This is a genomic window from Jeotgalibacillus sp. 10bf12 (genome assembly GCF_055597105.1).
This window is the reverse complement of the sequence record NZ_CP200276.1, coordinates 77166-93052: the sequence shown is the minus strand read 5'-3', so window position 1 is coordinate 93052 and position 15887 is coordinate 77166. Positions and strand designations below refer to the sequence as shown.

Sequence of the window (15887 nt, the reverse complement as noted above, 5' to 3'; positions counted from 1 at the left end):
TCATTTGTAAGTATGAAAGAAATGCTCATCGATTTGAAGATCATAAGTCTGATTATAAAATGAGAAGGGCTATTGTTATGCTTAGTAAGTTTACTATTAGGTCGATGATTTCATTTATAGCAGCGACCTTAATTAGAGTGAATATAAGAATAGATCAATACTTTTTAAATGGATTTAGAATATATGGTCACTGATATTTTTAAAACGATCTATTTATCGGTATTTAAGATCGTATTTACGCTTTTCAATTTGGTTCCTATTCAAAAGAAACTTGTGATGTTTGTGACATTCAGACAGAATGCTTTTTACATTACTAAAGAATTGAGTAGACGCCCTGATAACATCAAAATTGTTTTAATATGTAACAAAGCTTCTTATAAAAGATTAAGTAAAATCAAAGATGACAGAATTACGATGATATCTCTTGATAGCAAGTATGAGTTTTTAACAAGGGTTTACCACTTGGCAACTTCTAAAGTAGTGATTGTAGATAATTATTTTCCTTTTTTAGCTGTTACTAATTTCAAAAGGAATGTTGAGTGTATACAAATTTGGCACGCAGCTGGTGCAATAAAAAGCTTTGGTCTGGAAGCGAAAAATACAGTCACAAGAACTAAAGTTTCTATTAAGAGATTTCACAATGTATATGACCGGTTCGATAAAATTCTGGTTGGTTCTGATGAAATGGCCGAGATTTTTAAAAAAGCATTTGGTTTAACAAAAGACGTTTTTTTAAAAACCGGCATCCCAAGAACAGATCTGTTTTTCAATGCAAAAGAAAAAGACGAAATTATAAACAGTTTCTTTCATGCTTATCCACAAGCTGCCGGCAAAAAAATCATTTTATACGCTCCAACTTTCCGGGATAAAAAAAATCATAAATCAGATATGGATTTTGAAGCCTTGAAAAAGCACCTGGGAGACGATTACTTTTTCGTTATAAAGTATCATCCTGTTACCAATAGTGAAATAAAATTATCGAAGGCAATTCAGAAATCGTTTTTGTTTATTCACTCCGGTTATGATGTAAATGAATTATTACAAGTAACAGACTTATTAATTACCGATTATTCTTCTATTCCATACGAATTTTGCCTATTGAATAGACCAATGATTTTTTATGCCTATGATTTAGAAGAATACATGAAGGAAAGAGGTGTCTGGGAAACATATGAGAATATTGTTCCCGGTCCAGTTGTGCATGACGTGGAAGGATTAATAGATGCGATAAAAAACACTGAAGTTGAGAGTGTTTCCATCCAGAACAAACAATTTTGTGAAGTATGGAACAAGTATTCAAACGGTCAGTCCTCAAAACATTTTGTAAATTATATATTGAAGAAACTTTAAGTGAGTTAAACATATATGAAAAACGTTGTTTCTTCGACAGTGATAGGATGGATTCAATGAAATCGCTAATTACAGTGATAAAAGAACAAATAAATAACTTTTATTTAATACAAAGATTGGCCCTATATGAAGTAAAGAGTACAAACAATAATAACTATCTTGGTTTAGCGTGGGAATTAATTAACCCTGCTATTCAGCTAACGATTTATTGGTTTGTATTCGGTTATGCGATCAGAAGAGGGGAACCTGTTGAAGGCGTTCCGTTCTTTCACTGGTTGTTTGCAGGTTTATTAATATGGTTTTTTGTACAGCCTGCACTGCTTCAGGGATCAAAATCAATTTACACACGTATAAAAATGATTGCAAAAATGAGCTTTCCGGTCAGTGTCATTCCGAGTTATGTCATGGTGTCCAAGCTCTATCCGCACTTTGCGTTATTAGCAATTGCGATTGGTGTCTTTCATTTTACCGGTTCACCAATCAGCATGTATTATCTGCAATTGCCATATTTTCTTTTCGGAACAATCATGCTGGTATTATCAATCAATCTGATTACATCGACGCTTTCAACGATTATCAGAGATGTCCAGATGATCGTGCAGGCAGTTCTGAGGATGCTGATATATGTGTCACCGATCTTATGGGTATCATTTGGATTGCCTGATTTTGTTCAAGCGATCATGCGGGTTAATCCTTTATACTACCTGATTGAGGGATATCGTGCAGCTTTCTTTTATCAAAGCTGGTATTTTGTTGACCAGTGGCAGTATACGCTGTATTTCTGGGGATTAATATTTATTCTTTTACTAATCGGTTCAGCTTTGCATGTGAAATTCAGAAACCAATTAGTCGATTATTTATAATATAGGGTGTGTGTATGTTGGAAAAATCAGTAACTGTAGAGAATGTCGTAAAGCGTTATAAGCTCTATAATAAGCAGTCTGAAAAAATATTGGACTTGATTCTTCCCAAGAGTTATGGCGAAGAATTTTATGCTTTGCGCGGGTTGAATTTCGAAGCAAATAAGGGAGATGTTATAGGATTTATTGGTGTTAATGGATCCGGAAAGTCTACTTTATCAAATATTATTGCTGGGATTATTCCGCCTACTTTTGGGAAAGTGGAAGTAAAGGGGCAGTCTGCACTGATCGCCGTCCAATCAGGTTTGAATAATAATCTGACTGGAAGAGAAAATATTGAATTAAAATGTCTGATGCTCGGTTTTAATCGGGAACAGATTAAACAATTAGAACCGGATATCATTGATTTTGCAGATCTCGGAAAGTTTATTGATCAACCCGTGAAGAGTTACTCCAGCGGTATGAAATCCCGTCTGGGTTTTGCTATTTCAGTAACAATAGATCCGGATGTATTGATTATTGACGAAGCGCTATCAGTAGGAGATAAAGCATTTGCTCAAAAATGTCTTGATAAAATGAACGAATTCAAAAGCCAGGGTAAAACAATTTTCTTTGTAAGTCATTCAGTTGGACAGATGAAAGAATTCTGTGAGAAAGCCGTATGGCTCGAATTCGGTGAAATTAAAGAGTATGGTTTAATTGAAGATGTCATGCCGAAGTATGAAGCATTTCTCAAAGATTATAAAGCGATGAGTAAAAAAGAACAGAAGGCGTTTAGAAAAAAAGGAGCAGAATTGCAAAGTGATTTTACTCCAGAGTTCGTTTAATATAAACATTTATAAAAGGGCAACAAAAACTGCATTAGCAGTTTTTGTTGCCCTTTTATATTGATGTTATTATGTAGCATGAAAAGAAAATCAAATGTTATATAGTTAATTTTGTAAAAAATATAGTTCTTGTTAGAATCTATATCAGGATAATAAGAGAATAAATAGATCCATCAATGGTATCAATATTGACATTTTCTTTACTGTTAATAAAGTGAATACAGCCATTAGATTGACCCACCTTTGCCATCTTTTTGATCCACTAGTGACACGTTTTTATACCACCTCTGCCATAGAGAGATCCACCCTTCTTTATAATTGAAGTGCACCTTACGGTGTAAATCAGTTATACAGGAGGGTTTTTTATGGTTAAATATCGGGAAATCCTGAGGCTGCACGCTCAGGGAATAAGTCAAAGGGGGATTGCTTCAAGCACTTCAAATTCCAGGAATACCATTAGAGAGGTATTGAAAAGAGCTGAGGAATGTCAGACAAAGTGGCCATTAGAGGAAGGAATGACGGATCAAGATTTACAGGCGTTATTGTTTCCAGAAAAGCATACTTCAATTGATTTCAGAAGAAAACCAGACTGTAATCTTATTCATAAAGAGTTAGCTAAGCCTGGCGTTAATTTAACGTTACTATGGGAAGAGTATTCTTTAAGCTGCCGATCAAGCGAAGAAATCCCCTATAGCTATCGTCAATTCTGCAGAGTCTACCATGATTATGCTTGCAAGACAAAGGCGACAATGCGTATCAAACGGAAACCGGGAGAGCTGTTGGAAGTTGATTGGGCTGGTCAAACCATGTCATTGAAAGATCAGCTTACAGGTGAAGACATACCTGTTTATATCTTTGTTTCTGCCCTTCCGTGCAGTCAGTACGCTTACGTAGAAGGTTTCCTCTCGATGAACGCAGAGGCCTGGATCACAGCTCATATCCATGCATTTCAGTTTTATGGCGGTGTTCCGAGAGTCATTGTGCCCGACAACCTTAAAACCGGTGTGGTAAAGGCTTCAAGATATGAACCAATCATCCATACAGGCTATCAGGAGATGGCCGAACACTATCAAACGACGATTGTTCCAGCGCGTGTGAGACACCCAAAAGATAAGGCAAGCGCTGAAAGTACAGTTGGACACATTTCTACATGGATTATCGCTTCACTAAGAAACCAGGAGTTTTTTAGCTTACAAGAATTAAATAGTGTCGTTCATGAAAAGCTTAAGGAATTTAATCACAAACCGTTTCAAAAGAAACAAGGAAGCAGACACACGGCATTCAAAGAAGAAGAGCACTTCGCATTAACACCGTTGCCTGCTTCAACATACGAAATCGCAACTTGGCGAATTGCGACCGTACAATACGATTATCACATAGTTGTCGATAAAATGTTTTACTCAGTTCCCTATGATTACGTCAAATATCAAGTAGATATTCGAGTGACCAGAACCATTGTAGAGGTGTTTTATAAAGGGTTGCGAATTGCTTCTCATAAAAAATTAAAGGGCAAGCCTGGACAGTTCAGTACACTGTCTGATCATATGCCTAAAGAACATAAACAGTATGTGGACTTTGATCAGTCATACGTCCGTAACTGGGGTGCAACAGCTGGCGCAAATATTTTAGTCACCATCGATCGTATTTTTGCTTCTTATCGGGTTGAAAAACAAGCTATTAAAGCTTGTCTGGGCGTTATTAAACTGGCGGATCAATACTCTGTAGAGCGCTTAGAAAAAGCGTGTGAGCGCGCATTGAAACATACAAGCAGACCTACGCTGAAAAGTATCCAGACGATCTTAAAGAATGGACAAGATAAACTGCCTGACACTTTTAAAGAGGACATCGTTAAAAAAGACATGAAACCCAACCCTTACGGTTTTACAAGAGGCGCAGACTACTATGGAGGTAAGAACTAATGACAACTGAAAACACACTAACTAAATTGAATGAGATGAGAATGACCGCGATGGCAGAAAGATATATGGACCAATTAAAAATCCTGAATATCAGGAGTTATCGTTTGAAGATCGCTTCGGTATGCTTGTAGACATTGAGTGGGGACGAAGAAAAAATGCCAAACTGGATCGACTCATCAGAAGTGCAGAATTTAGAGATAGCCAGGCTTGTATTGAAGACATTGAATACCATGGTGACCGTAAATTAGATAAAACACAGATCCTGAGATTATCGACAGGAAGATATATCGAGGAAAAGCACAATATCATTATCAAAGGTGCATCCGGAAACGGAAAAACATATCTGGGGTGTGCTTTTGGCGTCGCTGCCTGTCGTCAGTTCTATAAAGTGAAATACATCCGTCTGCCTGATTTATTAGATGAGCTCGCAGTCGCTAGAGGTGAAGGTATTTACCGTAAGGTCATCAAAAAGTATACAAAAGTAGAGTTGTTGATTCTTGATGAATGGCTCTTAACCCCGCTGAGAGAAACTGAGGCGAGAGACCTTCTGGAGATCATCGAATCAAGGTATCAAGTAGCCTCCACCATCTTCTGTTCGCAGTTTGATCCTCGGGGATGGCATGAAAAGATTGGAGAAGGTACACTGGCAGATGCCATTCTTGATCGCATTGTACACGGCTCATATCACTTGATGTTAGATGGGGATGTTTCTATGCGGGAGCGCCATGGACTGGAGGGTTCACGATGATTCCTGAAGAAGTAGAAAATCGTATTGCGAGGTATTTCTTTCATAACTTTATGCCTGAAGAGCTAATGGTAGATATTGAAGAATACCTTCTTTGCCACTGTCTTTACACGGATGAAGAAGATATTGATATCGATTTCCTTGTGTTTGAGGCTGTAGTTATACTTAGAGACAGGTTGCAGGGAATGAAGCTAAAATAGATTAATATAAACAAAACAGCCATTGTGTTTCCATGGCTGTTTTCTATTAAATCTGCTTGTACTCTATTTTTTTTATCTTTATGTGGATCTCGTATGGCAACGGTGGATCAAATGGATGTCATTGGTGGGTCAAAAAGATGGCAACACTGGATCTATCCCTTGGCTGTAGTCAATAAAGCGATCAAAAGGTTTTTTATCGTTGAAAGTGAAATTTAGTTTTTTGATTTAATAACCTAATATAATGATTTCGTTATGTTGTTTATAATTCACAAAGGAAGTATATGGAAATACCCTTATTTTATGGACCAATGTATTTACCCTTTTTTGCTTATATATAACCAGACTATTATCTTATTTTTAAAAAATCATAAAAAATAGTATAAAATAATGATAAATTTGTCGATATAAGGTTTACAAAGGAAAAAGGAGAGATGTCATCATTATGAAGCGTTTTGCAACCAGGATTAGTATGTTTCTCATCGTTATGTCATTAGTATTATCTAGCTTAGGTTTGAACAGTGCCAGTGCAAGTGTTCCATTCAGGGACATTAGCTCATCTGACAAAGAAATCATTTATTTATGGAATCAGGGACTGATTGAAGGAACAAGCTCCACAACTTATAGTCCGAAAGATTCTGTCACGCGTGAACAGGCTGCAACTTTAATCGGGCGTGTTTTAAAATTAAATGGAACAGAGCGGAAAACTTCTTTTCCAGACGTGAAAGCGAACCGTTATAGCTCAGGATACATACAATCTGCTGTTGAGAAAGGGATCATTACAGGTTATCCAGATGGTACTTTCAAGCCATCGCAAACGATGACTCGCGGAGAAATGGCTTATCTATTAAGCCGAGCATTTAATTTAACGAAAACGAGTTCAGTGTTTTTCAGTGATGTTCATGCTAGTTCAAATCAGAGTCTGTATGATGCAGTCAATAAGATTGCGACCTTTGGAATCTCAAATGGCACAGGAGATGGAAAGTTTTCTCCTCAAAGTGATTTGACAAGAAGAGACTTTGCCATTTTTCTTGCTAGAGCGATTAATCCGGATTACCGTGTAATATTTGAAAATGCGACAGTGAGCGAGATGATTGTCACAACAAATAATTTGAATGTTCGCAAGGGACCTGATACGAGCTATTCTATAGTTGGTAAGGTGCATACTGGTCAAAAAGTTGAAGTATATGCTTTTCATGGTAGTTGGGTATATGGAAAAGCCGGGAACCTTACAGGTTATATCAGCATGAGTTATCTCTCAAAGGTTGTAGATGTTAATAAGGTGATTGTCATCGATGCTGGGCATGGCGGAAAGGATCCAGGTGCAGTTGCGAATGGGTTGCGTGAAAAAGATGTAAACCTAGATGTTGCTAAGAGAGTTGAAGCGCTGCTAAAAGCAAAAGGTATTACGGTACTTATGACCCGTACAACTGATAATTTCCTCACACTTGATCAGCGCGCTGTATTTGGTGTAACAAAAGGTGCCGATACATTTGTAAGTATTCATGCAAATGCTGCGTCATCAGGAGTGAGTGGATCAGAGACTTTTTATTCTGCATCACTTGACCAAAGAGCACTTGATAGCAAGCAGCTTGCTACTTTTATTCAAAAGAGATTATATGTAGCGATGGACCATAACAATCGTGGTGTGAAAGATGCTGATTTCAGAGTAATTGGCTCAAATCCATTGCCAGCTGCATTAGTTGAACTGGGTTTTTTGACTAATAAATCAGACGCTGACAAATTAAAGACAAATTATTACAAAGATCGAGCTGCTAAAGCGATTGCTGATGGCATTGTAGAGTATTATAACTGGAAATTGAAATAAGCCATTATGAATGCAAAAAAACGGACTTTTTCTCAGTCCGTTTTTTTGAATTCATGTATACTATAGGTAATTGATAAATCGGCAGGGGGACATACATTGAAACGAAACTTACTATTATTGGGCGCATTCATGAGTTTACTGGTTATAGCCGGACCGGGACAGGTTAATGCAGCTGAACCGGACATGGAAAAGGTGATCATTTCATTTGAAGAGGAGATTAACTATCAGTTGTTGGAGGAATTAGGTGCAGAAGTACATAATGAACTTCCTTCTATTTCAGCAGTCATTGCTACATTACCAGATTCAAATATTGTCAGAGCAGCAGGCGACACTTCTATCGAATATATTGAAGAAAACGAAATTGTCAGGGCAGCATCAACTACACAGGAAACTACGTGGGGATATAAACATATTAAAACTCCGCTGGCAAAGCAAAATGCCTACACCGGAAAAGGCATCAAAATTGCTGTAGTCGATTCAGGTATCAATCGTAATCATCCGGATCTTAAGATTGCAGGAGGCGTTTCATTTATAGAGGGTGTCTCCACATATAACGATGCAAAAGGTCATGGAACTCATGTAGCTGGTGTGATCGGCGCTCAGGATAATTCGATCGGTACCATTGGCGTTGCGCCTGATGCAAAACTTTATTCTGTTAAAGTGCTATCAGGGCAGGGTATTGGTACACTTGCAGGGGTTGTCTCCGGAATAGAATGGGCGATTCAAAATGAAATGGATATTATCAATTTAAGTTTAACGACAGATACAGCTGCTTCATCACTTAAAGAAATCTTACAAAAAGCGCACGATGAAGGGATCATGATTGTGGCAGCGGCAGGTAATGCTGAAACAGTACAAAAGACAAATGATGTGTTGTATCCTGCGAGATTTTCTTCAGTGATTGCTGTAGGCTCAGTGAATCAAAACAATCAAAAATCAGATTTTTCTTATCAGGGACCTTCGTTAGAATTAACAGCACCAGGCGAGAACATTAAGAGCGCTTTTGTGAATACTTATACAGAAACTCAGGAAGATTACAGCATTTCCAAAGGAACATCCGTAGCTACACCGTTTGTCTCAGGTACCATTGCACTTTATATGGAAGCATATCCTCATCTTTCAGCCAATCAGATAAGAGAAACAATCAGAAGGCAGTCCCTCGATTTAGGGAGTAAAGGAAGGGATGCAAAATTCGGATATGGACTTGTTCAATCTCTTACTGCGAAAGCTGCGTTATTTCCTGACCTGAAAAATAATTATTGGTATTCAAATTCAATTCAAAACATCTTTGACAGAGGCATCGTGAATGGATTTCCTGATGGAACTTATCGCCCCGGCAGTCAGATTTCCCGTGCTGAAGCAGTAACAATGGTCGGTAGGGCTTTGAATTTGGAAACCCAATCAGCTGGAGGTCATTTTAAAGACGTTTCTAAGAGTTTATATGCATATGGATATATTAATAAAGCCAGCGAACTTGGATTTGTTCAAGGGCTTCCTGATGGAAAGTTCTACCCGGAAGCTCCTATTAAAAGAGGGGATATGGCTTTAATTATTCAAAGAGTGTTTAACTATACGCACACTCAGGAAAACATTTTTCATGATATTAAATCTACAGACTATTACGCTGACGCTATTCAGGCAGCTTATGAAAACGGGATCGTAGAAGGGTATGGAGATGGGTTGTTCATGCCTGAGTCTTCGATTACGAGAGCAGAGTTTGCCCAAATGCTTGCTAAAGCGCTGGAATCAAATTAACTATAACGATAAGGCTGGAGTATACACACAATTGTGTGGTACGTCAGCTTTTTTATATCCGTAAGTTCATGTGTATAAATGAAAAAAGAAGAGCACAGTCATTCTGTGCTCTTCTCTGCCTATTAATGGTTAATTGCTCTGTGGATAAATACTGCAAATTCTGCTCTTGTTGCATTTGCATCCGGCTTGAACGTGCCATCTGCATAACCGGTAGCTAATTCACTGGATGCGATTTGGATCACTGATGATTCAGCCCAGTGACCATTTATATCGTGGAAAGAAGCTGATCCGCTTGATGCTTTAAGTGCAAATGCTCTTGTTAATAATGCACTGATTTCTGCACGTGTAATTTTTTCATTAGGTGCGTAATTTCCGCTGCCACGGCCATTAACAATATCTGCTTTAGCTACTGCATTGATATATCCGCTCGCCCAATGTGAACCTGAAACATCGTTAAATACTGTTCCGCTGACAGGTTTAAGGTTTAATGCTTTTGTAATCATTGTTGCTGCTTCTGCTCTTGTCACGGAGTTTTCAGGTTTAAATTCGCTGTGATCATAGCCAGTAATAATATCCATCATACTTAAATCAGTGATTGCATTACTTGCCCAGTGACCGTTTGAAACATCGTAGTACTCACCTTTAGGAAGATCAGGCCTTGGTTCAGGCTTAGGTGCCGGCTTTGGAGTTGAAACCTGAACCGGTGCAGGTTCCTTAAGAATTCGTTTGGCGCCTGCATATTTGTTACCCCAATAATAAGGGTCGTTAATACTGTCAATCTCAACACCGTTATTAGCTGCTGAAATAAATTTGTTGTTGCCTATGTATATACCAACGTGGGTGATACCGGCTCTGCCTGTAGTTCCTTTAAAGAATACGAGGTCACCATTTTTAAGGTTAGCTTTAGAAACTGCTGTACCCTGATTATACTGTTGAGCCGCAGTTCTTTCTACTGATACACCAAGTTTACCATATACATAGGTAACAAGACCGGAGCAGTCAAAACCGCTGGTTGTAGTACCTCCCCATCTATATGGAGTGCCGAGTTGCTGTTTTGCAATACTGACTGCCTGATCACCTTGTGAAGCGGCTGCCGAAGTATTGGGTGTCATTACCGTGGAAATTGTCAACAAGAATACAAGTGTCATAACAAAAACTTTAGACGTGACCTTTAACTTATGCAATAGTCGTTCCTCCTGAATATGATTAGTGAGTGCTGCAATGTACGTTATTTTAATACGAGATTCATATTATCATAGTTTAAACCCATAATTCCTTTACAATTATATTTCATAAGTTACAAAGATGTGTTTTATATCATACGAGCATGAACAAGAGTGACTTTTATCATGTATATATATGTTTTTTAAAAATTAAATAATGATAAAGGAAACCTATTATTAAGGATTAATAGAGGTTTATAGTAAAATAGAACCATGTTAATAGTTGTAAGGTTATTGTAATCTGGTATTGTCAGACTTTTTCAAATTTAACTAATTTTAAGGAGGAATGATTCATTGAAGCTTTTTAAGAAAAGTCTCATTATTACCATGGTCCTGCTTCTTTCATTAAGCAGTGCCGCATTCGGTGCACGTCCTGATTTGCCTCAGGCTGAACCAAAAGAAAGGCCGGTCATTGAGGTAACAGAAGATCCTGAGAAAGAAGTCAGGGTGATTGTGGAATTAACTGATGCTCCGGCAATCAACAAGGCGATTCAAAAAGGAATCCGCTTTGAAGAATTATCAGATGCAGAACAAAAGTCACTTGAAAATGATTTGCTGAAGAAACAGACCAGCGTTCAGCAGGAAATCATGAAAATTACACGTGACGTACAGTTACATAATCAATTTACGACTGTAGTAAATGGATTCAGTGCTGATGTGAAAGCTAAAGACGTTGAGAAAATTTCAAAGGTGAAAGGCGTTAAAGAAGTACATATTGCAAATGAATATGAGCGTCCTGAAATCAAACCTGAAATGAAGTTTTCTAAGGAGCTGATTGAAGCTCAGCAGGTCTGGAACGATTATGGGTTTGAAGGTGAAGGGATGGTCATTGGGGTCATTGACTCCGGGATCGACTACACACATAAGGATATGGTCTTAAACGAAGGTACGGAGCAAAAGCTTACTGAAGATGCTGTAAACACTAAAGTATCTGAGCAAAGCCTTAAAGGTGCGTTCTTTACAGAAAAGATTCCATATGGCTATAACTATATGGATAACACAACTGAGGTTATTGATGTAGGACCAGGCGCTTCGGAACACGGCATGCACGTAGCCGGGACGGTTGGGGCAAATGGAGATGAGGAAAATGGAGGCCTGAAGGGTGTGGCTCCTGAAGCTCAGCTGCTTGCTTTAAAAGTATTTGGTAACGACCCTGCAATGCCATCTACTTTCAGTGATATCATCATTAAAGCGATTGATGATTCAATCAAAATGGATGCAGATGTCCTGAACTTAAGTCTTGGTGCAACAGCTGGATTTGTATCAGCTGATGATCCTGAACAGGAAGCAGTTGCACGTGCCGTGGACAATGGAATCATGGTTTCAATTTCTGCCGGGAATTCTTCTCACCTTGGTGATGGATTTTATAACGATGAAGGGGAATTCATGCCTTCATTTGCATCAAATCCTGATTACGGTGTGAGTGGATCACCGGGCGTTTCATATGATTCTATGCAGGTTGCTTCGATTGAAAATATGTATATCGAATCGGATGCACTGACTTATGAAATTGACGGCGTTTCTGATCAGGCTGTCTTTATGTCGGCAAGTTCAGAGCATCCTAATGATTATGTGAAAAATGAGTTTGGTCTTGAAAATGCTGGTCTTGGAATGATCGAAGACTTCATTGGCAAAGACTTCACAGGAAAATATGCATTAATTCAGCGAGGAGCAATTGCATTTGTAGAAAAAACTCTAAATGCACAGTTTGCAGGGGCTGAAGGCGTTATTATCTATAATAATGCGGATGGCGTATTAAATATGGCGACTGATCCTGAGATTCAAATTCCTCAGCTTGGCTTTTTGAAAGCTGATGGCGAGAAATTAGCGGCTGCGATCTCAGATGGAAAGACAGTGACTGTTTCTTTTAATGGAGAAACTTCACAAATTATGAACCCTGAAGCAGGCAAAATGAGTGCTTTTACATCATGGGGGCTAACGCCTAACCTTGATTTCAAGCCGGAAATTACTGCGCCGGGTGGAAACATCCTTTCTACACTTAATAATGATGATTATGGCATTATGAGTGGAACATCTATGGCAGCACCACATGTAGCAGGTGGTTCAGCACTTGTATTCCAGAGAGTGGATGAAGAATTTGACGCAGCGAATGAAGAAAGAGTTAACCTTGCGAAAAATATGATGATGAACACGTCTAAGATTGTGATAGACGAGTACGATGTACCTGTTTCTCCAAGACGTCAGGGTGCGGGACTGATGCAGCTGCATGCAGCACTTAGCACGCCGGTCGTTGTAACTGAAAAAGAAACAGACGAAGCAAAAGTAGCATTAAAAGAAATTAGTGAATCTGTATTCGACTTCTCACTTGTAGCGACAAACTATTCCGATGAAGATGTAGAATACGATGTAAATGTGAATTTACAAACAGATTACACTGATGGTGAAATTGTTTACCCTAATGGTTGGGGTGGAGATCCGATTCAGGGGGCTGAAATCCTGGTGAACGGATCTGAAGAGACAACAATCACTGTACCTGCTGGAGAATCAGTTGAGGTAATAGTAGAAGCAGACCTTACAGATGCATTCGTGTCTAATGGAGACCCTGAAGAATTGTTTGTAAATGGATATTATGTAGAAGGTTTTGTTTCATTTACAGATCCAACTGATACAGAAGTTCCTTTAAACGTACCATTTGCAGGTTTCAAAGGTGACTGGACTCAGGCGCCTGTCATTGATGCACCGATCTATGAGGAAGGTTCTTTCTACGGATACACAAGCCTATTATCTGATGAATTTGGATTCCTGGGTGCAGATCCATTTGTAGACGCATTAGTAGTGGACCCGGAAAAAGTGGCATTCTCTCCAAATGGGGATGGAAATATCGACAACATCATGCCACTCATTTCTTTCCTGAGAAATGCGAAAGAGTTCAAAGTGAATGTACTTGATCAGGACGAAAAAGTTCTTAGAACACTTTATAATGCCAAAAACCAGCGTAAAAACTATTTTGATAGTGGTGCGACAGATCCATTTACTCTAAACCCTGCTATTACATGGGATGGTAAAGTGAATAATAAACTAGTGGCAGAAGGTCAATATTATATTGAGCTGCTCGCGAAAGTTGATTATGAGGGTGCTGAGTGGCAGTCAGTTAAATTGCCAATCAATGTCGATGTGACGGCACCGACTTTAACAGCTGAGTTTAATGAAAAAACACAATCAATTTCATACGCAGCAAATGATGCTGAATCAGGTATGCAATACCTTGACGTATTAGTTGATGGTACAAGTGTTACAACTGAATATCTGTCACCTGAAAGCGATACTTTCAACTTTACGAAGAAAGTAACTGAAGAGCAGTTGGTTGAGGTTGTAGCAACTGACTTCGCAGGGAATGAAGAAGTTGTAGCAGTTCAGGAAGGTGAATCTACTGCAGTTCCAACTCTTGATGTATTCACACCTGAACCGCTTGAAGTAACAAACGAGTCTGTCGTGGCTGTTGAAGGCTACGCAGGCGGACAGTCTCCAATTAAATCAATTGAAATTGATGGAAAAGCAGTAGAATTTGAAGTGGATGAAGAAGGTGCGTACTTCTACACAGAGATTACATTTGAAGAAGATGGCGTTCATGACATTCAGATCAAAGCAACCGCTGAAAACGGCAAATCACTTGAAATTGCAAGAAAAGTCATTGTAGATACAACATCACCTGTTGTTGAGGTATTATCTGATGTGCCTAATATTGTAGGTGTGAGTGAAGATAATCCACTTGTAGATGTTAAAGTATCAGATAACTTTGACGAAATCAGACTGCGTGTGAATGGAAATGAAGTGTATGCAAACGCATTTGAAGAGCCATTTGAGATGCGCAATCTTGAAACAACAGTTGAAGATGTTGAACTTCAGCTTGAAGAAGGCCTGAATACAATTGTACTTGAAGTGACGGACCTTGCCGGTAATACTGGTGAAGAAGTACTTTCAATCTACAAAAACAAAGAAGGCGAGTCAGCTGGTGAAATTGAAGTCTCTTATTCTAAGGAAGATATTTCACAGCTGATTGCAGAATCTGATTCAGATACTGTATATCTTGAAATTCCTTCAAACAACGATAACCAGCTGAATGCATCAGTAAGTATCGATGCTGAAGCAATCCAGGAGCTTGTTGAACTTGAATTAGGGCTATGGATCGGATCAGGTGATAAAGGCGTGTATATTCCTGCATCTGTACTAGCAGAGAATTTAAATGGAGATGTAGTATTTAATATTACTGAAATGTCTGCATTTGCAAGTAATACAAAAGGTCTGACATTACTATCAAATGTAATGGACTTTAAGGTTACAGCAGATGGAGAAGAGGTTGTACTAACTGATTCACCACTTACATTTATGCTGCCTGTTGATGAGTCTAAAGTGAAAGATGAAAGAAAAGTAACAGCTACTTCCCTTAATAAAGAGACAGGTAAGTGGGCGTATGCAGGGGGCTCTGCATCTGAAGGTGTATATGAGTTTACTGCACAAGCATTCTCTACTGTAGCTGTTGTAGAAGGGAATAAAACGTTCAACGATATTTCTAAGCATTGGGCAAAGGATGAGGTTGAAGTACTTGCTTCATTACTCATTACAGATGGCCGGACAGGTACTACGTTTGTACCGGACGGTCAGCTGACAAGAGCAGAATTTGCTGTACTGTTATCGAGAACGCTCCAGCTGCCAACGAAAGAAGTCGAAGGAACATTCAGTGACCTTTCCACTTCTCATTGGAGCACACAGGGCGTAGAAGCTGCTGCACGTGCAAATATTGTTAATGGTATGCCGGGGGGCAAGTTTGAACCGAATGCGCCGATTACACGTGAGCAGATGGCAACGATGATTATGCGTGCGATCACTTATGTGGATCCTGAACTGGTCGCATCACTTGATGTATCAGATTACGAAGACGTGTTTAAAGATGAAGGTAAGATCTCAGCTTATGCCAAAGAGTCAATCTTCCAGGCAGTAGAGCTTGAGATTCTGAACGGTATGCCTGACGGATCATTTGCACCGAAGAAAAATTCTACGCGTGCAGAATCAGCAGTTGTACTTTACAGATATCTGGAGAATTTTTAAGCCGTAACAAAATAGAAAAAAGCTCACGGATTTTTCGTGAGCTTTTTTCTATTTTCACATTGTCATCGGAAATCAAGCGCAATTTTTACAATGCCTCTTTTTTAAAATTGACTATT

10 protein-coding genes and 1 pseudogene are annotated in these 15887 nt (G+C 38.8%); 10 read left to right on the top strand and 1 reads right to left on the bottom strand.

Annotation, left to right across the window (positions count from 1 at the left end; translation table 11 throughout):
- Positions 1-183 precede the first annotated feature (183 nt).
- From DH10bf12_RS00395 to DH10bf12_RS00355, 9 genes and pseudogenes are all read left to right on the top strand, one after another.
- Entirely contained in the window at positions 184-1350 is a 1167-nt protein-coding gene (locus DH10bf12_RS00395) for a CDP-glycerol glycerophosphotransferase family protein (protein WP_471736655.1), read from the top strand.
- 56 nt (positions 1351-1406) lie between these two features.
- Positions 1407-2213 carry an ABC transporter permease gene (locus DH10bf12_RS00390; protein WP_471736654.1) on the top strand — a complete coding sequence of 269 codons (807 nt, stop codon included), beginning with the start codon at positions 1407-1409 and terminating at the stop codon, positions 2211-2213.
- A 17-nt stretch (positions 2214-2230) separates the two neighbouring features.
- The gene (gene tagH, locus DH10bf12_RS00385) at positions 2231-3037 is read left to right on the top strand and encodes a teichoic acids export ABC transporter ATP-binding subunit TagH (RefSeq protein ID WP_471736653.1); all 807 of its coding nucleotides are present in this window, start codon (positions 2231-2233) and stop codon (positions 3035-3037) included.
- A 365-nt stretch (positions 3038-3402) separates the two neighbouring features.
- A complete protein-coding gene (gene istA / locus DH10bf12_RS00380; protein ID WP_471736652.1) occupies positions 3403-4956 on the top strand; it encodes an IS21 family transposase in 1554 nt (517 codons plus the stop codon).
- Positions 4956-5704, top strand: a pseudogene (istB, locus tag DH10bf12_RS00375) (IS21-like element helper ATPase IstB). Before istA ends, istB begins: the two are co-directional and overlap by 1 nt.
- On the top strand, positions 5701-5901 hold the full coding sequence (locus DH10bf12_RS00370; protein ID WP_471736651.1) for a hypothetical protein: 201 nt from the start codon (positions 5701-5703) through the stop codon (positions 5899-5901). Before istB ends, DH10bf12_RS00370 begins: the two are co-directional and overlap by 4 nt.
- Positions 5902-5994: 93 nt before the next feature.
- Positions 5995-6117, top strand: a complete 123-nt coding sequence (locus tag DH10bf12_RS00365; RefSeq protein WP_471736650.1) for a hypothetical protein — start codon at positions 5995-5997, stop codon at positions 6115-6117.
- 226 nt (positions 6118-6343) lie between these two features.
- On the top strand, positions 6344-7726 hold the full coding sequence (locus DH10bf12_RS00360; protein WP_471736649.1) for an N-acetylmuramoyl-L-alanine amidase: 1383 nt from the start codon (positions 6344-6346) through the stop codon (positions 7724-7726).
- Between the two features lie 96 nt (positions 7727-7822).
- Positions 7823-9481 (top strand): S8 family peptidase, encoded by a 1659-nt coding sequence (locus DH10bf12_RS00355; protein ID WP_471736648.1) that lies wholly within the window; start codon positions 7823-7825, stop codon positions 9479-9481.
- 122 nt (positions 9482-9603) lie between these two features.
- Here the strand turns inward: DH10bf12_RS00355 and DH10bf12_RS00350 are convergent, their stop codons facing one another.
- Entirely contained in the window at positions 9604-10665 is a 1062-nt protein-coding gene (locus DH10bf12_RS00350; RefSeq protein WP_471736647.1) for a C40 family peptidase, read from the bottom strand.
- 333 nt (positions 10666-10998) lie between these two features.
- On the opposite strand from DH10bf12_RS00350, the gene DH10bf12_RS00345 reads away from it, so the two are divergent.
- Positions 10999-15771 carry a S8 family serine peptidase gene (locus DH10bf12_RS00345; protein WP_471736646.1) on the top strand — a complete coding sequence of 1591 codons (4773 nt, stop codon included), beginning with the start codon at positions 10999-11001 and terminating at the stop codon, positions 15769-15771.
- The last annotated feature ends 116 nt before the right edge of the window (positions 15772-15887 follow it).

Bases quoted from the DNA above. Each gene is read 5' to 3' on its own strand.
- DH10bf12_RS00395 (WP_471736655.1), top strand. From the start codon at position 184: ATGGTCACTGATATTTTTAAAACGATCTATTTATCGGTATTTAAGATC.
- DH10bf12_RS00390 (WP_471736654.1), top strand. From the start codon at position 1,407: ATGAAATCGCTAATTACAGTGATAAAAGAACAAATAAATAACTTTTAT.
- istA (WP_471736652.1), top strand. From the start codon at position 3,403: ATGGTTAAATATCGGGAAATCCTGAGGCTGCACGCTCAGGGAATAAGT.
- DH10bf12_RS00370 (WP_471736651.1), top strand. From the start codon at position 5,701: ATGATTCCTGAAGAAGTAGAAAATCGTATTGCGAGGTATTTCTTTCAT.
- DH10bf12_RS00365 (WP_471736650.1), top strand. From the start codon at position 5,995: ATGGCAACGGTGGATCAAATGGATGTCATTGGTGGGTCAAAAAGATGG.
- DH10bf12_RS00360 (WP_471736649.1), top strand. From the start codon at position 6,344: ATGAAGCGTTTTGCAACCAGGATTAGTATGTTTCTCATCGTTATGTCA.